Origin of the sequence: Haladaptatus halobius (assembly GCF_020618475.1) — an archaeon.
Taxonomy (GTDB): domain Archaea; phylum Halobacteriota; class Halobacteria; order Halobacteriales; family Haladaptataceae; genus Haladaptatus; species Haladaptatus halobius.
Genome location: NZ_CP085335.1, coordinates 436,317 through 454,395 on the forward strand (window position 1 = coordinate 436,317; position 18,079 = coordinate 454,395).

An 18,079-nucleotide genomic window follows, 5' to 3' on the forward strand; every position below is an offset into this window, starting at 1 on the left:
GACTTATGCCTTGCGCCGTCGGCAGACCATGCGACACCTCTCGGGCAGATTCAAATACCTATCAACCGTTCGTCCATTAATGGACTGGCATCTCATCGCCCGATGCGGCGCGCGCTACGCGCTCGTCTACGCTGGGGCGACCGTCGCCGCCGTCTCGGTCGTCACGCGGTCGGACCTCGCGCTCGTCTCCCTGTTCGGCCTCGGGCTGGTCACCATACTGCTCGTGCTCGGCGGAACCGGCACCGTCCGGATGGGCGCGGCGATGACGAACCAGCAGGCGATGGGGTTCCGAAGCGGCATCGTCGACCCGGCGGACCTGACGCCGAAGCAGATGGACAACGACGTCAAACTCCTCTTCTACGGCGTCAGTCTCCTATCGTTCTCCGCAGTCTGGCTTGTTCTCCTCGGGTGAATGAAATCCGGCGGTCTTATCACGTTGTCCGAAATACATCTCACCGATGCTCGTCCTCGGAGACGCCCACGCGGCTGATCCCGACAATCGGCGCGCCCTCTTCGCGGCCTACCGAGAGGCGGATGCCGATGTCGCGCTGCAGCTCGGCGACCTGATGTACTACGATCTCCCGAAGCCGACGTGGTTCATCGCGGGCAACAACGAGGATTTCGACACCATCGCGGCGCTGCGCAACGGGCTGGTTTCGAACTCGGACGTTCGAAACGCCACCCTGCTCGCCAGCACCACGGTCGACCTCGACGGCGTCCGCGTCGCCGGGCTATCGGGGAACTACGCGCCGACGCAGTACGACCGCCCGCGCGCGAACCTCGTCGCCGAGCGCCGTCGTCACTTCACGCGCGAGGACGTGGAGCGCGCGATGGCGCTGGAGTCCGTCGACGTGCTGCTGACCCACGAAGCGCCCCACGGTCTACCGGTCGCCGAGGACTATGACGTGGGCTGTTCGCACGTCGACGACCTGCTCTCAGTGCTCGACCCTGAACTCTGTCTCGTCGGCCACCACCACCAGCACGCGGAGACGGCGCTCGGAGACACTCGCGTCGTCAGTCTGGCGCCGACGTGGGAGCGATATTACATGCTCGACCCCGATTCCCTCTCGCTCACGTGGTTCGAAACACCAGTCGAGTGATGAGTGCAGAGCAGGAACCTCTTTATGCCAGTAGTTATCACACCATGGTATGACCGAGATTCATCCGGATCAGCGCGTCACGGTGTTGGCGGACGCGCAAAACCTCTACCACACCGCTCAAAGCGTCTATAGTCGAAATATCGACTACTCGTCTCTGCTCTCGAAGGCGGCGCAGAACCGCCGGGTGACGCGAGCTATCGCCTACGTCATCCAAGCCGACAGCCCCGACGAAGACCGCTTTTTCGACGCGCTCACCGAGATCGGTTTCGAGACGAAGATAAAGGCCCTGAAGACGTTCGGAGACGGGTCGAAGAAGGCCGACTGGGACGTGGGGATGTGTCTCGACGCCATCACGCTCGCACCGAAGGTGGACACCGTCGTGCTCTGTACGGGCGACGGCGATTTCGCCCGGCTCGCCATGCATCTCCGTCACGAAGGAGTACGCGTGGAAGTGATGGGATTCGAAGAATCGTCCGCCGAAGAACTCGTCGCCGCCGCCGACGCCTTCATCGACCTCAGCGAACGGGCAGACACGTTCCTCCTTTAGACCGGCCGACCGTCTTCGGCGGTTCCGTACATCAGCGCGCCGCCGGCGAGCGCCAGCGTCGAGAGCCCCGCGAGGACGTTCGTCACGAGCGTGCCGGTCATCGTGGAGACGCCGATGATGAGGACGGTTCCCACGACGAGGAGCGCGATTCCGAGCAGTTCTTTCGAGTTCATACGCGCTCTTGGGTCTCCCGACTAATAAATCGCTCTCAAATCGATAACCCGCTCCGTGGTACTCTATGACAATGTCATGCCATAACAAACCAATTGTTGGTGAGCGGATTCGAAGGGCTTTCCCCCACCCGTTTCGAAACCGGACTGATGACCGATGCCGAGGATCTGCCCGCGCTACGCGTGACCGCCGACTACCAGTTCGGAACCGGTGCCGGCACCGCCCTATTCCACCCCGACGACGACCTCGAAATCCGGAGGTCGTCGTCGGGGCGACCGCAGCAGGTGCATGCCGACGGGTCGCGGCTCGTCACCTACGCCACCGACGGGCGATTCACGCTCGGTATCGCGGGTGGGAGTCGCCTCGCGGACGCCCTCGACTCCCCGGCGGGTCGCGTCGTCGTCGGCGACGAGAGCGAACCGTTCGTCCGCGACGGCAAGAACGTCTTCGCCAAGTTCGTCGCAGAGGTCGACCCCGACGTTCGCGCCGGCGACGAAGTGCTGGTGACGCACGAGGACGGTGACCTGCTCGCCGTCGGCCGCGCTGAACTCGACGCCGACGCGATGCTGGATTTCGACACCGGGATGGCGGTGAAGGTGCGCGACGGCGCTGGCGAGTAGTCCGCCGCGCTTGCGTCACGCTTTTGCCCCTTCGTTCCGACGATTCGCGTATGTTCGGAGGAGGCGGCGGTGGACTCAATCCACGCAAGATGCAAGAGATGATGAAGCAGATGGGCATCGAAGTAGACGACGTCGATGCCGAGGAAGTGATCATCCGCACGGGTGACGGCGAGGAACTCGTCTTCAGCGACCCGGAAGTCACGCGGATGGACGCCCGCGGACAGCAGACCTACCAGATAGTCGGCGACGCCGAGACGCGCAAAGCGTCCGGCGGTGCGGGCGGGACGTCCGTCGACCAGAGCGCTGCGGACTCCGCGGGCGCGGTTCCGGACGCCGACGTAGAGATCGTCGCCCAGCGCACGGGCGCGAGCGAGGACGAAGCCCGCGAGGCGCTGGTCGCGACCGACGGCGACCTCGCGGCGGCGGTCGAGCGACTGGAGTGACGATACTTCTCGTCCACGGCGACCGAGAGTACCTGCGCGACCCTGGCGAGGAACTGCAGACCGACCTCGGGGTCTTGACCGTGCCGGAGAACGCGCGACCGGGGGACGTCCTCACCACGCATTTGGACGAGGAGTTCACGGTTCGCCGACTTCGCGGGCCGGACCTCTTTCACCACTTCGAGCGAACCGGCGCGCCGATGCTCCCGCGAGACGTGGGTCTGATAGTCGGCGAGACGGGCGTCGCCGCGGGCGACCGCGTGCTCGACGCGGGCACCGGAACCGGCGTTCTGGCGGGCTATCTCGGCCGAATCGGTGCAGAGGTCGTGACGTTCGAGCGCAAACCGGAGTTCGCCGACGTGGCCCGCGAGAACATCGAGATGGCCGACGTGGCTGACGCGGTGGACGTTCGAACCGGCGACGTGACCGAACGGTTCGGCGACCTCGGCGAATTCGACGTGCTCACGCTCGACACGCCGGACGCGGCGGAAATCGTCGCACACGCGCCCGACCTACTCGCCGACGGCGGCTCGCTCGGCGTCTACTCCCCGTTCGTGGAGACCGCCCGCGACGTTGCCGAGGCCGCGCGCGAAGCGAACCTCGACGACCTCCGGACGATGGAGACCATCCAGCGCGAGATGGACTTCGACGAACGCGGGACGCGCCCCACGACCACCGGCGTCGGACATACGGGTTATCTGACGTTCGCGCGGAAGGCGTAGCGACGAACCCTTTAATACCGGAACGGAGCCAGAAACGAGTTGTCTCCCGCGATCGCTGACATCGCGACACGACGGAAGTCGCTAGGGCCAACTCCGCACCGCCTGCAAACGGGCGGCCCCGGTTCGGGCCGCCCGTCCTCGTGGCCCCATCCCCTCCCGGGGAGCGTGCGTCCCGAAAGCGGTCGATCGGCTTACCAGCACGCTGTAGCAGTGACACAGCCGCTAAAAATCAGCAAGCGACACGACCGCCGGGAGTCGGCCGGTGACGCAACCGCTAGAGTCTTCCGTCGCTCATCGCGGGCGAAGTGAGCGGGCCAAGGAACCTTCGAAGGCGCGACCGAAAGGAGCGCCTGAGGAGGTGACGCCGTGCTTTTGGTCGAGCTTTTCATCGAGCGGGTCGGCGGCGCCGACCCGCTCGATGAAAAGCTCGGTATTAATGATCGTCTTCGCGCCACTTGTGCTCGCACTCGGTGCAGACGAAAAATCGCGTTTCGCTCTCGTCGGCCGAGCGAATCTGTTGCATGTACCAGTAGGCTTCGTCGTTGTCGCAGTTGGGACACTGAGCGGTGGTGGTCGGAAGTCCGCTGCTTCCGCCGCCGCTCTCGATGATCTCGCTGGCTTCTTGGTCTTCGGTGATGACGTACTCGGCGGCGTCGCCTCTCGGTTTCTCGTAGCCGCAGCTCCCGCAGACCCAGAGACCGTCGTCGGCTTTCATCATGGAACCGCACTCGTCACAGAACTCCATCGTTGTCCCGGGATAGCCGACGCGTCCATTTAAAGGACCTGCTTCTCAGCCCTCGCCTTCCGACTGGTACGGTTCGCCGACCGCCCGCCGCGGCAGATTGTTGAGAATCTCGTTTTCGAGATCGTCCACCGAGTCGAACTCATCGTCGTTGGATTGCGAGACGTGCTCGCCGAGGTTCTTCTCGCCGTCGGCGAGGATGAGCGTAACGTCCTCCAACTGCTCGGCCGCGTCACCGCGCGAAATCGGGTAGGACAACTCTTCGATGACGGACTCCACGTGATTGAGCTTGACATCTCGTGTCATGGTAATACGGATGACGGTCGCGGTATTAGTTGTTATCACGGCCGCCATCACAATCGTCTTGAACGCGGGGCGGATACTTCGAATCGAATGTTCGGTATCGACAGACGAGTGCTGGCGCTGGCGCTGGCGCGGATGGCGGACGCGGTCGGTAACTCCTTCCTCATCGTCGTCCTCCCGGTGTACATCGCGAGCGGCGCGGTTTCCGGCGATACGTTCGGTCTCGCGGAAGCGATGGTGACGGGCATCGTCCTTTCGCTGTTCGGCTTTCTCAACAGCTTCACGCAACCGTTTGCGGGGCGCATCTCCGACCGAACCGGCAAACGCAAGGTGTTCATCCTGCTCGGTCTCGCCATCTTGGCGGTGACGAACGTCGCCTACGCCTTCGCCGAGAGCTACGTCTCTCTCGTCGTCATTCGCGCGCTCCAAGGGGTCGGCGTCGCCTTCACGATTCCCTGCACCATCGCGCTGGTCAACGAACTCGCCACGACCAACACGCGCGGCGGAAACATGGGCGTGTTCAACACGTTCCGATTGCTAGGCTTCGGCCTCGGCCCCATCGCGGCGGGGTCGGTCGTGGACGGCGGCCCCTACGACATCGTCGGCGTCCAGTTGACCGGCTTCGACGCCGCCTTCTACTTCGCGGCGGTCGGCGCGTTCGTCAGCTACCTGCTCGTCACTCTGCTGGTGAGCGACCCCGAGCGCACCGAGGCCAGCGCAGGCGAGAACTTCGACCTTGCGGTGCGCGGACGGCGCGGCGGACTCGACTCCGTCTTTACGCTCGGGCTTGCGACGCTGTTTCTGGCGATCAGCATCGCCCTGCTGGCGACCATCGAACCGATGATAAACGAACGCCTCCACCAAGGAAAGACGTGGTTCGGACTCCAGTTCGCGGCGTTCGTCCTCGCGCAGGTCGTCCTCCAGACTCCCATCGGTCGAGCGAGCGACCGGTGGGGGCGGCGACCGTTTATCGTCGCCGGTCTCGTCATCCTCGTCCCGTCGACGCTGGTGCAAGGGTTTGTGAACACTTCGGTACAGATGCTCGTCGCCAGACTCGTCCAGGGCGTCTCGGGCGCGCTGGTGTTCGCACCCGCGCTCGCACTGGCCGGCGACCTCGCGCGCGAGGGCCAGTCCGGCACGCAACTTTCCATCCTGACGATGTCGTTCGGGCTGGGAACCGCCATCGGCCCGCTCGCGTCGGGATTTCTCGTCCAGTTCGGGTTCGCGGTTCCGTTCGAGTTGGGCGCGGTGCTGGCGGCGCTCGCGGCGCTGCTCGTCTACACGCAGGTCGAAGAGACGGTTTCGCCGGGCGCCGACGTGCGCCCGGCGCCGCAGGACTGATTACTCGAACTCCGCGTCGCGGTCTTCGAGGAACGCCGCCATCCCCTCGCGCTGGTCGTGCGTGCCGAACAGCGAACTCCACAGTCGGCGCTCGTACGTCAGCCCCGCCGACTGCGACTCCTCGTGCACCTGATTCAGCGCTTCCTTGGCGGCTCGCATGGCGAACGCCGGACGCTCCGCGAGGTCGCTCGCCATCTCCGAGACGCGCCCTTCGAGCAGGTCGTGGGCGACGACCTCGCCGACCAGCCCCATCTCGTGGGCGTCCTGCGCGTCCACTCGCTCGCCGAAGAAGACGAGTCGGCGAGCGAGTTCGTCGCCGACGATGCGCGAGAGTCGCTGCGTACCGCCCCAACCGGGGATGATGCCGAGGTCGATCTCGGTCTGGCCGAGGACGGCGTTCTCGCTCGCCACCCGCAGGTCGCAGGCCAGCGCGAACTCGCAGCCGCCGCCGAAGGCGTAGCCGTTGATGGCCGCGATGACGGGCGCGGGGAACGACTCCAGCGCGTCGGCGACGCCGTGGCCCAACTCCGCGTACTCCTGCGCCTCGGCGGTGGAGAGGTCTTGCATATGGCTGATGTCAGCCCCCGCGATGAACGCCGTCTCGCCGGCGCCCGTGAGCACCAGTGCGCGGGCGTCCTCCGCCTCGGCTTCGGCGACGGCTTCGCGGAGTGCGTGCAACGTCTCGACGTTCAGCGCGTTGAGTCGGTCGGGTCGGTCGACCGTGAGCGTCGCTACGCCGTCTTCGAGTTCGAGTCGTACCGTGTTCCACTCGGGCATGGGTGAGGTGTCTCCCGGCGGTCGGTTAATCGTTGCGACGCGAGGTGCCGCAGTTTTGGGCATCGCCCATCCCGCTCCGGAACTGGGAAATAACACCCCGCCATATCCACCGGACGATGACGCTGTCCGAGGAGGCCCGCGAACGACTCGCCGACTTAGTCGAACTCCAACCCACGAAAAACAGCGAACTGCAGGAGCGCTGGGGATTGGAGAGCGGGAGCGAGGTTCACCAGTATCTGGAAAACGAACTGAAAGAGTACTACTACCGCGACGAGAACAGCTACATCTGCGCGACGACGGAGGCGAACGACCTCGTCGACGTGGAACCCGGCATAGTCGCTGACGAGGAGGGCGACGTGCCGAGCATCGTCCGCGTGCCGACGCTCCAGCGACAGGTGTTCGACGTGCTCGCCGGGCCGGACGACCGCTCAGAGAGCGTCGTCTCCGTCCTCAACAAGCTCCGCGAGGAGTTCGGCGTCGACCCCGACGTCGACGACGTGCGTTCCGCGCTCCAGAGCTTGAAACGGAAAGGCGTCGTGGAAGTCGTCTACCGCACCGTCCCGACGTTCAAACTCGCCGCATCGCGCGAGGATATCTCGGTCGAAGAGTCCGGCTGACGCCCGCTCCGCCTATCCCGGTCGGCTCCGCTCCCGGCGCGATTCGAGCAGTCGCCGAATCGCCTTCCCCGGCCCGCCCTCGATGGGCCAGCCCTTCTGCCGCCACGCCGGGGGTTCGGGTTCGAACTGCGAACATCGCGCCGAACACTCCGCCGCGGTCTGGTGGCACTCCTTCGTAGCGCAGTATGGCAGCATCGTCTCGTTTTCGTGTCGCAGTTCGTAGTACCGACAGTCCGGACGCATCGTGCGAGTGTACGACCGCCAGCCGCGCTCGTAGGCGCGCTCCGCGATTTCAAGTCGCTTCTCGCGTTTCGTCTCGGGCGAGACGTACTCGAACCGCGCCGCCGACTGGTCGTACTTCTCGCCCGTCGGACGCTCCAGAATCCGCGTTCCCGGAGCGTTCGCGTCGAGCGTTCGGGGGAACCACGCTACTTCGGCATCGCTCCCAGCCACGTCGGCCGCCGCCTCGGTATCTCTGCTGAATGTCAGGATCCCGGCCTCGACGGGTATCGATTCGAGCAACGCGGGTTCGACTCGGTCGCCCGTCGCTCGCGTGGCGACCCACACTTCGTCGGCCAGCGCGAGGGCGACGTCTCGTTCCAACTGCGGTCGCAGATCGCGGGCGGCGCTGGCGACCAGGTCGGGTTTGTTTTCGATGGCGACGACGCGCCGAACCCACTCCGGATACTCGTGTCGCCGCCGGATTTCGAGGCGTCGTCCTCGCTTTCGAACGTCCAGGATATCGCGATCGTCCGCCTCGTGAATCGTCTCGCGGAGGTAGCGCCACGGATAGCCGGGGTCGGGGAGGGCGTCCCGGTACCACGTCCACTCGCCCGGCGCGTGACGCACCACGTGAAGCAGGTCGCTGCCCAACCGACGGCGACCGAACTGGGCACGTTGGACGAGCGCGCCCGCGTCCACCTCCACGACCACCGTGTCCCACCGCCTGCGTTTCGTGCCGAGTTGCCGGGCGACGAGCACGTCGCGGTCGCGGCCTTCGGGCGGCCAGTGGCGCTCGACCCAACGGCAGACGCGCAGTTCGAAGGTGAACTCCGGTTCGGCCATACGCGTTCGTCGCACCGCGGACGGGTAAGCGATTCGACTGGAACCGAATAACAAGAAATATTTGTATATATAAAAGAAATATCAAACTACTCTCGTCACAAGACGGATGTGTGCGGTTCTACCGCTTTGGTGATCCGATAACCATGAACGTACGACATGCCCTGACATCTCTGGTGGTCATCTCGCTCCTCGCTAGAACTGCGGTCGCTGGTTCCGCCGGAAGCGCCGCGAACACCGCACCGAACCCCGCTGTACAGTCCCCCTGCTCTTCCAAAAGGCGGGCGATGGCAACGGTACCGTCGCCTTCAACGACTCCATCTACGATATGGAGCAAGGTGAAACAGCCACGATCAACCTCAGTCTTAGCGGTCTCGACGGTATCACCGTCTTGGTCGGCGGCGGTCAGGCGGCCTACGAGCTGAACGCCACCGTCACCGACGGTAGCGGCGACGGACGGGTCGTCCTGCTGTTCGACACCTCGAAGGCGGGAAGCGGAGACGGCGCGGCGCTGACGACGAAAGCGGACGCCGACAGCCTCACCGTCAAAAACGAGACGAAACTAGACGGTAGCCTCGGTACAGGGATGTACGGCATCACCGTCTACAACGGAACCTCCGAGAACGTCTCCGCCATCGCCCACGGCGGTCTCAACGTCCAAGGCGACGGAACGACCGACGGCACGACCACGACGACCGGCGACACCACGACCATGACCGAAAGCGACGGCCAGCCCGGTTTCGGCGTCGGCCTCGCAGTGGCCGCCCTCGCGGGCGTCGCGCTGCTGGCGCGACGCCGATAACGCCTCGAAAAACGATTTTTCTTCAGACGTCGTCGCTGCCGTCGAGGAACTCGTGCGCATCGCGGAGGATGTCTCGAGGACCGTCCTGCGTGATGGTGTTGATAGCCTGTTCGTAGTCGCGCCACTGCAGGTCGCGGTGTTCGTTCGAGAGTTCCGCGCTCGCCTCGTGGGATTTCGCGATGAACAGGTGGACGGTCTTGTGAATCGTCTTCCCGTTGGCCTCGAAGACGTAGCTGTAATCGTCGCGGAAGCCGTCGAGGAGGCGGAAATCGTCGATTCCCGCCTCTTCTTTTATCTCTCTGATCGCCGTTTGCTGTAGCTCTTCGTTCCCCTCCACGCCGCCTTTGGGGAACTCCCAGTCCCCCGGACGGCTCTTGAGGAGGAGGTACTCCCTTCGACCGCGGGTATCCCGAAAGAGGATCGCACCCGCGCTCGTAGCTTCGACTGCCATTGCGTTCATCTATGAGGTTCGCCATTAAAGGAATGTCGGACCTATACGGTCGTTATCCGACGCATTCCGATTTTCAGGTTGTATTCCGTGACACGCGGTGTTATTGATAGAATAGTAGTTATGAAATATACGGTGCGCAAACCAGAAGCAGACGTTTTACGTAGGGGGACGATATACAACCTACAGAGCCAGCCATGACGTTTATCACAAAGATACTCCTTCAAAGCGGCAACCGGCCCGTACTCGACAGGGTAGTGTCGGATATTCGGTCGATGGTCGAGCGAAAGGGGGCCGAACTACGGGGGCCCCACTCCGACCCGCCGGAACGGCTTCGGGTTCCGCAGTACAAGACGCTCTCGGGAGACGAAGGGCGGCAGTTCCGAAGCTGGGAGTACACGGTGTACACCCGAAAGATGGAGATAATCGGCCACAACGAGGCGACTCGTCGCATCGCCGACATGGAGTTCCCGCTGGGCATCCGCGTCGAAGTCGAACTCGAACAGATTCAGGGTATGGGTACGGCGTAGTCGCTTCGTCTTCTCTTCTGCTTCGAAGGGGTATCTCTGCGCCCCCGACCGGCGCTAGAACGTTCCTTCGTCTATCGACTCGATGAACGTCGCCCGTCCGGTGTGGTCGTTCGTATCGAACTCCTCGACGCGGAGTAGCACGCGGGTGTCCACCGCTTCGGCGGGAACGCCGTCCACGTGAAGTATCGTATCGCCGATGCGGGCGACGGCATTCCCGTTCTCGTACCCCGTGATGAAGGCGTCTATCTCCTCGCCCGTGTCGAATTTGGGTTCGTTCGTGCGGAACGTCCACCCCTTGAGGTACTTCTCTATCATACCCGAGCCACCTCCTCGGCGCGGCGGTCGGAGACGTACTCTAGTCCGAACCCGGTGAGCGCGGAGAGTAAGAACACGCCGAACAGGAACCAGCCGTGGAAGACGTACAGCCACACCTCGGCGGGGTTGACGAGCATCGACTGCGTGAACCAGTCGAACCGCTCCACGAGGCCGATCATCGTCGCGTAGCCGACCAACACGCCACCACCCCACGGGAAGATATACCCCATCGCGGAGCTGTTGGCGTCGAGGATGTTCGCGCGTCGGTAGCCGTTGACGTTGAATCGCTGGCCGATGCGGGCGATGTACGGCGCGATGGCGATTTCGGCGGCGGTGTTGATGGTTATCATCGCGTTGACCATCGCGGTTCCGAGTACCATCGTCGTCTCCGCGCGGCGGACGCTCGTGGCGACGCTGTTCAGCAGCCAGTCTTGAAGCGCCGCGAAGCCGCCGCCTCGAATCATTATCTGTGCCCCCGCGACGATGAGTAGAGTCAGCACGATGAGCGCGAAGAAGCCCTCCGCCCCGGCGTAGAGGCTCCCGCTGACGGTGCCAGCGTTATCTGCGTCCGGTGCGACGACTTGTACGATTGGCAGGAATCCTAACTCCTGGGCGAACGGACCGTTTCTCGGTGCGTAGAAGATCAACAACTTACCGATCGACGCGAGGCCGAGAGCGATGTTGACGACGACCGCGAAGATGAGCCCCCACGAGATTGCCTCGACGATGTGGCGGCCTGATATCGCCGTCACGATGACGATGAGCATCGAGAGAAGATGGACGAGACCGACAGGATCCCCCTGCAAGACGCCCTCGGCTGAGACGGGCGTCCCCTGCATCATCGACCCCGCGACGACGTACCCGACGAACGCCAATATCGCGGCGAAGATGGCGTATTTGAATCGGGAGGCGACGACGCCGCCGATATCCGAATCCTGCGTCACCGCGCTTACGATAGTCGTGTCGCTGACCGGCGCGAGGTTGTCGCCGAACACTGCGCCTGAGAGTATCGCGCCGAACATCAACACCGGACTCGCGCCGATGAGGACGCCCGCCGGGAAGAACAGTCCCGTGAACGCGATGGTCGTCCCATAGCCGGTGCCGATACCCGTCGCCAGCAGCGCAGCGAGGATGAACGTCGCCGCCGGGAACAGCGCGGCACCCACGCTCAGCGCTTCGGCGGCCCAGACGAGCCCCTGCACGAAGCCACCGTCTTGGAGCACCTGCGCGAACATGCCCGCCCACAGCCACGCGACGATGGCGGTGGCCGCGACGCGCTGGGTCATCCCTTCGAAGATGGTGTTCGCGTAGGTCTTCCAGTCACCTTTGGCGAACAGCATCCCGACGATGAGCGAGACGAGCATCCCGATGACGAGACCTGTCGTATCGCCGACGCCGAGGAATCCGCTCTGGAAGATCGCCCAGGCGATGAACAGTGCGATGGGAAGCGTACTCATCCACTTCCCGCCGTAGAACTGTATCTGGGGTTCGCTCCGCGCCCGTTCTGCTTCCATCAGTTCTTCTTCCACTTCTTCGTCGACCGGTTCGTCGCGCCTGTCGTCTGAAGCACCCATCTAGCTCACCTCTATCAGTTTGTGCCATGCTGTTCCGATGTTATAAATCATGGCTCATTTCGGCTGATACGTCGGAGAGCTGAGAGTCGATACGCGACCCGATTGCGATTTTCACACGGATATCCGTTCGGTGACGGAACTCCCGGCCCGACTCCGAAACGTGCAACGCCTGCCCGCTCTAGAGAATTTAAGGCCGCGCTCTTCGTCCACCCCGACATGAGCCAGCAAACTCGCCGAGACCGATTGGTCGAACTCCGCCGCGAACTCCACCGCCACCCGGAACCGGCGTGGCGCGAGTTCTACACCACCTGCCGGATCGTAGACGAACTCGAAACCATCGGCGTGGACGAACTCTACGTCGGCCCGGAGGTGCTCGCCGAGAACGAGCGCATGGCCGTCCCCGACGAGGACGAACTCGCGCGCTGGTACGACCGAGCGCGACAGGCCGGCGCGCGCGAAGATATCCTCGAACGACTCGAAGGGGGGTACACCGGCGCGCTCGCCGTCGTCGAACGCGGTGAGGGCCCGACCGTCGCCCTTCGCGTGGATATCGACGGACTCCTCCGCGAGGAGTCGACCGACGACGACCACGTTCCGGCCGAAGCGGGATTTCGCTCCGAACACGCGGGTGCGATGCACGCCTGCGGGCACGACGCGCACGCGACCATCGGACTCGGCGTCGTCGAAGCCATCAAAGATAGTGACTTCGAGGGGACGGTGAAGGTACTTTTCCAGCCCGGCGAGGAGATGGTGGCGGGCGGGAAGCCGATGGCGAAAAGCGGCCACGTGGACGACGTGGACTACCTGCTCGCGGTTCACGTCGGCCTCGACCACCCGACCGGCGAGGTCGTCGCGGGTATCGACGGCTTCCTCGCGGTGAGCCACTTCCGCGCGGAGTTCGAAGGGGTTCCGGCCCACGCGGGCGGCAAACCCGACGAGGGCGAGAACGCGGTTCAGGCGATGGCGACCGCCATCCAGAATCTCTACGCCATCCCTCGCCACAGCGACGGCGCGACGCGCGTCAACGCCGGACTGGTCGGCGGCGGGACGGCCACGAACATCATCCCCGAACACGCCTTCATCGAGGGTGAGGTGCGCGGCGAGACGACCGAACTCAAAGATTACATGCGAGAACGCGCCGACCGAGTCCTCGACAACGCGGCGGAGATGCACGGGTGCACGGTCGAACGGAGCACGGAGGGCGAAGCCCCGAGCGCCGAGAGCGACGAGGGACTGGTCGAAATCGTCCACGGCGTCGCGGGCGAGACGCGCGGCGTGGACAACCCCGTTCGCCGGGACACGCTCGGCGGAAGCGAGGACGCGACGTACCTCATGCAGGAGGTGCAGCGGAACGGCGGCCTCGCGGCGTACGTCGGCGTCGGCACCGACCACCCCGGCGGTCACCACACCGCGACGTTCGACGTGGACGAAGATAGCCTCCCCATCGCGGTCGACCTGCTCTCCGATTCGATTCGGGAGATCGCTCGCCGGCGTCCGTGATCGCTTTCGATACGGGTAACGGGAGGTCTACCTCTCACGAAAATCGCAGCCACGACGCTCCGATTCGGATCGACCCTCGGCGGGCGAAACACACTTTTTTCGAGAACGTCGATGGGCCGCTATGGGGGGAACCGAAACGACGCGGCGAGACTTCCTTTGGTGGGCTCACGGGGGGCGCGACCGGCGGCGGCGTCGCCGGTGCCGCCGCCGCCGAAGTGGTCGCACAGGGCCAACAGACCGTCGAGATGACCGACAACCTCGTGTTCGACCCGGACTCCGTGACCATCGCGTCGGGAACCACCGTCATCTGGCGGAACACCGGCAGCATCGGCCACTCGGTGACGGCGTACGAGGACGAGATTCCGGGGGAGGCGGAGTACTTCGCCAGCGGCGGGTTCGACAGCGAGCAGGCCGCCCGACAGGCGTACCCCGAAGGCGAGATCGGCGGCGGCGAGCAGTACCAACACACCTTCGAAGTCGAAGGGTCGTACCGGTACTTCTGCATCCCGCACGAGACCGCGGGGATGGTCGCATCTATCGAGGTTGCAGCGGGCGGAGGGACGACCGCCGGTGGCGGGGGCGGTGCGCTACCGGCGGTGCCGAACAGCGCGAAAACGCTGGGCGTTGCGACCGTCTCGGCGCTCCTGTCGGTGCTGGCGCTGGCGTACTTCTTCCTCAAGTATGGCGGCGACTACGGTCTCGACTGACGGTCTCGTACCGCCGGATAGACTTCGAATTTCCAACCTTTTCAATCAAAAACGGCAATTTTTATAAGCACCTACGCCATCGATCTGCATAGACCGAAGCGCAACGAGTTGCTTAACAGGTTTGACACTTATGAACGGGAACATCAACGACAGCGATACCAGTGATGTCATCGCCAGCACCGGTCAGCAGAACCAGTACGTCAGTTACACGAACGAGGAGCCGCTCAGCACGGCGGTGGTCATGGCGCTCGCCGAAGTGGCGGGAGACGACCCGGCCGAGGTCGGCATGCCACTCTACGACGCCATCGACCCCGACGCGTTGGACAACCTCTTCGGCGACAAGCACGACGGTTCGCCCCGGATGGGCGGCGAAGTCGTGTTCACCATCTTGGACTACGAGGTGACCGTCCACAGCTACGGTGAAATCGTCGTCAGAGAGCGGAACTGAGCGGTAGTCGGAAGAAGACTCGATCTCTATCGTCGACTCTTCTCGGCCATCGCCCCGGAGTTCAGTACTTCGGTGCCGCGCCGGTCGTGGCGTACACTTTGTCCATCAGGTCGTCCCGAACCTCCTGCCACGCTGGGAGGCCCCGCGGGTCGGTCGGGTAGTGGTCGTAGTGGTCGATTATCTCGTCGGCCACGTTCTTCGTCTTGTAGAGGTCGTAGATGAATCGCCAGTGGTCGCGGGCGTCGATGGCGGTCTGGAGCTTGAGCCGCCAGCCGATGTTCGCGCTTCCCGAGTAGAGCGCCTCCGAGAGCTTCTCGGTCGGGAGCGCCCCGAGCATCCCCATCAGGTCGTCCACGTCCACGGCGGTGGTGAAGATGTTGTAGATGTCCAACCCGGCGTAGCGCGAGCCGAAGTGATCCATGACGCGCTGGTTGTACCGCCAGAGGGTGTGCTCGCTCACGTCGCCCACCTCCAACGCCTCGATGGCTTGCTCGCCCGCGTACTTGCCCGCGTAGGCCGCGCCCGCGATGCCGCCTCCGGTCGTCGGGTTGACGTGTCCCGCGGCATCGCCGACGGCCATATATCCGGGCGCGACGGCGGAGTCGTACGGTCGCCGAGTCGGCAGCGCCGCGCCGAGTTTATCCTCGACGGTCGCGCCGTGGAACTCGGGCCGGTTGCGCAGGTCGCGTTTCAGGTCTTCGACCAGCGTCATCGGTTCCTCGTTCATCTGGAAGCCGAGACCCGCGTTTATCTCCGTGCTCGTCCGCGGGAAGTACCAGAGGTAGCCCGCGGCGCGCGTCGTCGGCTTGAAGACGAGCGCGTCGTCCCACTCGACCGGTTCCTCGACGTGGACGATCTCACGGTAGGCCGAACAGAACTGCGAGTAGGTGACGTTCGTGTCGAACGTCGAGTCCGAGAAATCCGCCTTATCTTGCAGAATCGAGAGTGACCCGGCGGCGTCGACCAACAACTCGGATTCGTACTCCACCACGTCACCGTCGCGTTTCGCCCGAACGCCCGTGACGCGCCCGTCCTCCTGCGTCACGTCTTGGACGACGGTGTCGTAGTGGAACTCGGCCCCGGCGTCTTTCGCGCCGTCGATGATGCGCCGTCCGTACTCCCAGCGGTCGATGACCGCGAGTTCACCGGGAACGGGGATTTCGAGGACGGTATCCTCCTTCGGAATCTCGAACCGGCCGTGGTCGACGTCGGTGTTCGTGAACGCGGGCTGGATCTTCTCCTTCGGGATGGCCTCGGGGAAGGCGTCCGCCCCCTTCAACGCGTCCCCGCAGGCGATGTGTCCCGCCTCTTTCTCGTTTTTCCGCTCGACGACGACTACGTCGTACCCCTCGCGGGCGACGGTCGCCGCGGCGTAACATCCTGCCGTTCCCGCGCCGACGACGACCACGTCACCGGACCACGTCCGAGCACTCGGTGCGGTTTCCCCGTCAGTGCCGTACTGTTCGGTCATGCATTTTGATACGAGAGGGAAGCGAGAAAACTCTTTATCCCCTATTGTGTCCCCTCGAAAACGACTCAGAACGCCCGAGGGCGTGCATAAAGAGTTTTGTCTGGGTCTTTCGTATCCACGGAACATGACAGAATACACCGTCGAATTCGTTGGGACGGGTGAGACCATCAAGGTCTCGGACAAACAGACAATTCTCGGGCAATGCATCGAGGAAGGCATCGCCCAGGAGTACTCCTGTCGCGTCGGCATGTGTCTCGCCTGCTCGGCGGAGATCGTCGAGGGCGAGGTCACTCAACCCGCCGCGCGCGGCCTGACCGAAGCCGAGACCGAGGAGTACGCGCTCACTTGCATGGCTCGCCCGCAGAGCGACCTGAAACTCGACCGAGGCAAGTACCCGCCGAGCATCGAGGCCGACGTCGAAGCGATGGACGCGGACGCCGCGGCGGCGGACGACGACTAACGAGTTCGACCAAACCACTCGCTGGCGAAGTCAACTAGTTCTCGCTGGCTCACGACGACCGAATCGGCACACCCGACCTGTCCGCGAGCGACCGCGTCCGGCCGTTCGCGCTCGAACGCCTCGCCGACCTCCTCGAAATCGCCGTCGTCGATAGCTGGCGCTTCGAGCGTGATCCATTCGCGCTCGCCGTCCTCCAACACGGGCGCACCGTCTGTCACGATCTCTTTTTCGTACTTCCCACGATATTCAGCGAGATGGAGCGACGTGTTGCTGTCGTGGCCCGCGCCCAGCAGGAGCACGCTCCCTCCGAGTTCGTACAGTCGCGCGAGCGGCGACGACTCGTCGAGACCGAAATCGTACTCGTGGTCGGCGACGACCGACTCCGCGTCCGCCCCTCGCGCGGCGAAGGAGTAGTGCGGATGCCGACTCCCGACGACGCCGGGGTAGTTCCGGAAGCACTCCGGAATCGCACCCATTCCGTGAGTCGGCGTCACGTCGGGGCGATACGGCGGCATCGTCGCCCGGATTTCGTCCGTCCAATTGTCGGGCACCGGCGGGTTCTCCCAATCCTCCGGGTCGGAGTACTCCGTGTGGGTCGGCATCACGACCGTCCCGTCCTCGGTGACGACGTTCAGGAGCGCGTCCACGACCGCCGGATACCCAACAGAGCGCCGAAAGCGACGAGTGGACGAGCACGGCGTCGCCCGCCGCGAGGCCGTGGTCGCGGAGGTCGGCTTCGAGTCGGTCGGCGGTGACGGGTTCGTCGCTTCGCTCCACCGCGTCTCGTTCGGTCACGGCGGTCGCTCCATCGAGAACCGGTCGGTCGTCCGGACGTAGCCGCTGCCGGAGAGACGCCCTACGGCGTCGATCTTCTCCACGTCGAGCTTTCCGTCGGTCGTCACCTCGTCCGCGACGTGCACCCACTCGACTTCGCCGAGCACCATCGTCGACGCGCCGACGGAGACCATCTCGTACAGCGAACACTCGAACGCGACCGGCGAGTCGGCGACGCGCGGCGCGTCCACCGCGGTCGACCCCGCGCGGTCGAGTCCGAAGCGGTCGAACTCGCTCTCCCCGTGGGGGAGCGTCGCGCTCGTCTCGTTCATCGCCGCCGCCAGCGGTTCGGTGACGACGTTGACGACGAACTCCTCCGTCTCTCGGACGTTGGCGGGGGTGTCTTTCAGCCCGTCCTCGTCGTCGACCGGCGCGAACATCACGACCGGAGGTGCGACGCTCACCACGTTGAAGAAGCTGTACGGCGCGAGGTTGTCCACCCCGTCCGGACTTCGGGTGCTCACCCACGCAATGGGTCGCGGGACGACCGCCCCCGCCAGCGTCCGGTAGAGCGAGCGCACCTCCGTCGGGTCGAGTTCCATATCGGT

At 64.4% G+C, this 18,079-nt stretch carries 24 protein-coding genes and 1 pseudogene; 14 read left to right on the forward strand and 11 right to left on the reverse strand.

Translation table 11 applies throughout. The features are described 5' to 3' along the window. Positions 1–79 precede the first annotated feature (79 nt). Genes LIW51_RS02430 through LIW51_RS02440 form a run of 3 tightly spaced genes read left to right on the forward strand, consistent with a single transcriptional unit; the run spans position 80 to position 1,647 of the window. Entirely contained in the window at positions 80–412 is a 333-nt protein-coding gene (locus LIW51_RS02430; protein ID WP_227375660.1) for a DUF8070 family membrane protein, read from the forward strand. A gap of 46 nt (positions 413–458) precedes the next feature. Further along, positions 459–1,100, forward strand: a complete 642-nt coding sequence (locus LIW51_RS02435) for a metallophosphoesterase family protein (protein ID WP_227375661.1) — start codon at positions 459–461, stop codon at positions 1,098–1,100. Positions 1,101–1,149: 49 nt separating this feature from the next. Continuing rightward, entirely contained in the window at positions 1,150–1,647 is a 498-nt protein-coding gene (locus LIW51_RS02440) for a LabA-like NYN domain-containing protein (RefSeq protein WP_227375662.1), read from the forward strand. Here LIW51_RS02440 and LIW51_RS02445 read toward each other — a convergent pair. After that, positions 1,644–1,820, reverse strand: coding sequence for a hypothetical protein (locus LIW51_RS02445; RefSeq protein WP_227375663.1), 177 nt, complete (start codon positions 1,818–1,820; stop codon positions 1,644–1,646). The genes LIW51_RS02440 and LIW51_RS02445 overlap by 4 nt on opposite strands. Positions 1,821–1,967: 147 nt before the next feature. On the opposite strand from LIW51_RS02445, the gene LIW51_RS02450 reads away from it, so the two are divergent. From LIW51_RS02450 to LIW51_RS02460, 3 genes are read left to right on the forward strand one after another with little or no spacing between them, the layout of a single operon-like run. After that, positions 1,968–2,438 (forward strand): PUA domain-containing protein, encoded by a 471-nt coding sequence (locus tag LIW51_RS02450; RefSeq protein WP_227375664.1) that lies wholly within the window; start codon positions 1,968–1,970, stop codon positions 2,436–2,438. Positions 2,439–2,488: 50 nt separating this feature from the next. Next, entirely contained in the window at positions 2,489–2,881 is a 393-nt protein-coding gene (locus LIW51_RS02455; protein ID WP_227375665.1) for a nascent polypeptide-associated complex protein, read from the forward strand. Then, positions 2,878–3,600, forward strand: a complete 723-nt coding sequence (locus tag LIW51_RS02460) for a methyltransferase domain-containing protein (RefSeq protein WP_227375666.1) — start codon at positions 2,878–2,880, stop codon at positions 3,598–3,600. The genes LIW51_RS02455 and LIW51_RS02460 overlap by 4 nt, the downstream gene beginning before the upstream one ends. A gap of 433 nt (positions 3,601–4,033) precedes the next feature. On the opposite strand, the gene LIW51_RS02465 is transcribed toward LIW51_RS02460, so the two are convergent. Both LIW51_RS02465 and LIW51_RS02470 read right to left on the reverse strand, forming a co-directional pair. Then, complete coding sequence (locus tag LIW51_RS02465) at positions 4,034–4,345, reverse strand: transcription factor S (RefSeq protein ID WP_227375667.1); 312 nt, start codon at positions 4,343–4,345, stop codon at positions 4,034–4,036. A gap of 45 nt (positions 4,346–4,390) precedes the next feature. Then, positions 4,391–4,648: a DUF5789 family protein gene (locus LIW51_RS02470; protein ID WP_227375668.1), complete on the reverse strand. Its 258-nt coding sequence runs from the start codon at positions 4,646–4,648 to the stop codon at positions 4,391–4,393. 87 nt (positions 4,649–4,735) lie between these two features. Between LIW51_RS02470 and LIW51_RS02475 the strand changes: the two genes are divergently transcribed. Then, on the forward strand, positions 4,736–5,986 hold the full coding sequence (locus LIW51_RS02475) for an MFS transporter (RefSeq protein WP_227375669.1): 1,251 nt from the start codon (positions 4,736–4,738) through the stop codon (positions 5,984–5,986). Here LIW51_RS02475 and LIW51_RS02480 read toward each other — a convergent pair whose 3' ends face one another. Next, positions 5,987–6,763, reverse strand: coding sequence for an enoyl-CoA hydratase/isomerase family protein (locus tag LIW51_RS02480; protein WP_227375670.1), 777 nt, complete (start codon positions 6,761–6,763; stop codon positions 5,987–5,989). A 116-nt stretch (positions 6,764–6,879) separates the two neighbouring features. On the opposite strand from LIW51_RS02480, the gene LIW51_RS02485 reads away from it, so the two are divergent. Next, positions 6,880–7,380, forward strand: a complete 501-nt coding sequence (locus LIW51_RS02485) for a DUF5797 family protein (protein ID WP_227376712.1) — start codon at positions 6,880–6,882, stop codon at positions 7,378–7,380. A gap of 12 nt (positions 7,381–7,392) precedes the next feature. Here the strand turns inward: LIW51_RS02485 and LIW51_RS02490 are convergent, their stop codons facing one another. Next, positions 7,393–8,445, reverse strand: coding sequence for a DUF5787 family protein (locus LIW51_RS02490; protein ID WP_227375671.1), 1,053 nt, complete (start codon positions 8,443–8,445; stop codon positions 7,393–7,395). A 325-nt stretch (positions 8,446–8,770) separates the two neighbouring features. Here LIW51_RS02490 and LIW51_RS02495 point away from each other — a divergent pair, with 325 nt between their 5' ends. Beyond that, positions 8,771–9,244 (forward strand): DUF7827 domain-containing protein, encoded by a 474-nt coding sequence (locus LIW51_RS02495; protein WP_227375672.1) that lies wholly within the window; start codon positions 8,771–8,773, stop codon positions 9,242–9,244. A gap of 22 nt (positions 9,245–9,266) precedes the next feature. On the opposite strand, the gene LIW51_RS02500 is transcribed toward LIW51_RS02495, so the two are convergent. Then, on the reverse strand, positions 9,267–9,695 hold the full coding sequence (locus LIW51_RS02500; RefSeq protein ID WP_227375673.1) for a bis(5'-nucleosyl)-tetraphosphatase: 429 nt from the start codon (positions 9,693–9,695) through the stop codon (positions 9,267–9,269). Positions 9,696–9,889: 194 nt separating this feature from the next. Here LIW51_RS02500 and LIW51_RS02505 point away from each other — a divergent pair, with 194 nt between their 5' ends. Then, positions 9,890–10,222 carry an uS10/mL48 family ribosomal protein gene (locus LIW51_RS02505; protein ID WP_227375674.1) on the forward strand — a complete coding sequence of 111 codons (333 nt, stop codon included), beginning with the start codon at positions 9,890–9,892 and terminating at the stop codon, positions 10,220–10,222. A gap of 54 nt (positions 10,223–10,276) precedes the next feature. On the opposite strand, the gene LIW51_RS02510 is transcribed toward LIW51_RS02505, so the two are convergent. After that, positions 10,277–10,537 (reverse strand): DUF7513 family protein, encoded by a 261-nt coding sequence (locus LIW51_RS02510; protein WP_227375675.1) that lies wholly within the window; start codon positions 10,535–10,537, stop codon positions 10,277–10,279. Further along, positions 10,534–12,051 (reverse strand): Na+/H+ antiporter NhaC family protein, encoded by a 1,518-nt coding sequence (locus tag LIW51_RS02515; RefSeq protein ID WP_227376713.1) that lies wholly within the window; start codon positions 12,049–12,051, stop codon positions 10,534–10,536. Before LIW51_RS02515 ends, LIW51_RS02510 begins: the two co-directional genes overlap by 4 nt. Positions 12,052–12,327: 276 nt before the next feature. On the opposite strand from LIW51_RS02515, the gene LIW51_RS02520 reads away from it, so the two are divergent. The 3 genes from LIW51_RS02520 (at position 12,328) to LIW51_RS02530 (ending at position 14,766) form a co-directional block, all read left to right on the forward strand. Continuing rightward, on the forward strand, positions 12,328–13,611 hold the full coding sequence (locus tag LIW51_RS02520) for an amidohydrolase (RefSeq protein ID WP_227375676.1): 1,284 nt from the start codon (positions 12,328–12,330) through the stop codon (positions 13,609–13,611). Further along, positions 13,608–14,318 carry a plastocyanin/azurin family copper-binding protein gene (locus LIW51_RS02525; protein ID WP_227375677.1) on the forward strand — a complete coding sequence of 237 codons (711 nt, stop codon included), beginning with the start codon at positions 13,608–13,610 and terminating at the stop codon, positions 14,316–14,318. The genes LIW51_RS02520 and LIW51_RS02525 overlap by 4 nt, the downstream gene beginning before the upstream one ends. 130 nt (positions 14,319–14,448) lie before the next feature. Then, positions 14,449–14,766, forward strand: coding sequence for a HalOD1 output domain-containing protein (locus LIW51_RS02530; protein ID WP_227375678.1), 318 nt, complete (start codon positions 14,449–14,451; stop codon positions 14,764–14,766). A 61-nt stretch (positions 14,767–14,827) separates the two neighbouring features. Here the strand turns inward: LIW51_RS02530 and LIW51_RS02535 are convergent, their stop codons facing one another. Continuing rightward, entirely contained in the window at positions 14,828–16,237 is a 1,410-nt protein-coding gene (locus tag LIW51_RS02535) for a geranylgeranyl reductase family protein (protein ID WP_227375679.1), read from the reverse strand. Between the two features lie 124 nt (positions 16,238–16,361). Here LIW51_RS02535 and LIW51_RS02540 point away from each other — a divergent pair, with 124 nt between their 5' ends. Beyond that, positions 16,362–16,697, forward strand: a complete 336-nt coding sequence (locus LIW51_RS02540; RefSeq protein WP_227375680.1) for a 2Fe-2S iron-sulfur cluster-binding protein — start codon at positions 16,362–16,364, stop codon at positions 16,695–16,697. Here LIW51_RS02540 and LIW51_RS02545 read toward each other — a convergent pair. Next, a pseudogene (locus LIW51_RS02545) lies at positions 16,694–17,492 on the reverse strand (AAC(3) family N-acetyltransferase). The gene LIW51_RS02540 and the pseudogene LIW51_RS02545 sit on opposite strands and share 4 nt — an antisense overlap. After that, positions 17,489–18,073: a flavin reductase family protein gene (locus LIW51_RS02555; RefSeq protein WP_227375682.1), complete on the reverse strand. Its 585-nt coding sequence runs from the start codon at positions 18,071–18,073 to the stop codon at positions 17,489–17,491. The pseudogene LIW51_RS02545 and the gene LIW51_RS02555 overlap by 4 nt, the downstream one beginning before the upstream one ends. Positions 18,074–18,079 lie beyond the last annotated feature (6 nt).

What these genes read in the sequence shown, in the direction of transcription:
- LIW51_RS02465 (WP_227375667.1), bottom strand. Translation starts at nt 4,345, where the DNA reads ATGGAGTTCTGTGACGAGTGCGGTTCCATGATGAAAGCCGACGACGGT.
- LIW51_RS02530 (WP_227375678.1), top strand. Translation starts at nt 14,449, where the DNA reads ATGAACGGGAACATCAACGACAGCGATACCAGTGATGTCATCGCCAGC.
- LIW51_RS02470 (WP_227375668.1), bottom strand. Translation starts at nt 4,648, where the DNA reads ATGACACGAGATGTCAAGCTCAATCACGTGGAGTCCGTCATCGAAGAG.
- LIW51_RS02500 (WP_227375673.1), bottom strand. Translation starts at nt 9,695, where the DNA reads ATGGCAGTCGAAGCTACGAGCGCGGGTGCGATCCTCTTTCGGGATACC.
- LIW51_RS02540 (WP_227375680.1), top strand. Translation starts at nt 16,362, where the DNA reads ATGACAGAATACACCGTCGAATTCGTTGGGACGGGTGAGACCATCAAG.
- LIW51_RS02520 (WP_227375676.1), top strand. Translation starts at nt 12,328, where the DNA reads ATGAGCCAGCAAACTCGCCGAGACCGATTGGTCGAACTCCGCCGCGAA.
- LIW51_RS02510 (WP_227375675.1), bottom strand. Translation starts at nt 10,537, where the DNA reads ATGATAGAGAAGTACCTCAAGGGGTGGACGTTCCGCACGAACGAACCC.
- LIW51_RS02480 (WP_227375670.1), bottom strand. Translation starts at nt 6,763, where the DNA reads ATGCCCGAGTGGAACACGGTACGACTCGAACTCGAAGACGGCGTAGCG.
- LIW51_RS02455 (WP_227375665.1), top strand. Translation starts at nt 2,489, where the DNA reads ATGTTCGGAGGAGGCGGCGGTGGACTCAATCCACGCAAGATGCAAGAG.
- LIW51_RS02445 (WP_227375663.1), bottom strand. Translation starts at nt 1,820, where the DNA reads ATGAACTCGAAAGAACTGCTCGGAATCGCGCTCCTCGTCGTGGGAACC.
- LIW51_RS02440 (WP_227375662.1), top strand. Translation starts at nt 1,150, where the DNA reads ATGACCGAGATTCATCCGGATCAGCGCGTCACGGTGTTGGCGGACGCG.
- LIW51_RS02485 (WP_227376712.1), top strand. Translation starts at nt 6,880, where the DNA reads ATGACGCTGTCCGAGGAGGCCCGCGAACGACTCGCCGACTTAGTCGAA.
- LIW51_RS02430 (WP_227375660.1), top strand. Translation starts at nt 80, where the DNA reads ATGGACTGGCATCTCATCGCCCGATGCGGCGCGCGCTACGCGCTCGTC.
- LIW51_RS02515 (WP_227376713.1), bottom strand. Translation starts at nt 12,051, where the DNA reads ATGGAAGCAGAACGGGCGCGGAGCGAACCCCAGATACAGTTCTACGGC.
- LIW51_RS02490 (WP_227375671.1), bottom strand. Translation starts at nt 8,445, where the DNA reads ATGGCCGAACCGGAGTTCACCTTCGAACTGCGCGTCTGCCGTTGGGTC.
- LIW51_RS02505 (WP_227375674.1), top strand. Translation starts at nt 9,890, where the DNA reads ATGACGTTTATCACAAAGATACTCCTTCAAAGCGGCAACCGGCCCGTA.
- LIW51_RS02450 (WP_227375664.1), top strand. Translation starts at nt 1,968, where the DNA reads ATGACCGATGCCGAGGATCTGCCCGCGCTACGCGTGACCGCCGACTAC.
- LIW51_RS02555 (WP_227375682.1), bottom strand. Translation starts at nt 18,073, where the DNA reads ATGGAACTCGACCCGACGGAGGTGCGCTCGCTCTACCGGACGCTGGCG.
- LIW51_RS02495 (WP_227375672.1), top strand. Translation starts at nt 8,771, where the DNA reads ATGGAGCAAGGTGAAACAGCCACGATCAACCTCAGTCTTAGCGGTCTC.
- LIW51_RS02475 (WP_227375669.1), top strand. Translation starts at nt 4,736, where the DNA reads ATGTTCGGTATCGACAGACGAGTGCTGGCGCTGGCGCTGGCGCGGATG.
- LIW51_RS02535 (WP_227375679.1), bottom strand. Translation starts at nt 16,237, where the DNA reads ATGACCGAACAGTACGGCACTGACGGGGAAACCGCACCGAGTGCTCGG.
- LIW51_RS02435 (WP_227375661.1), top strand. Translation starts at nt 459, where the DNA reads ATGCTCGTCCTCGGAGACGCCCACGCGGCTGATCCCGACAATCGGCGC.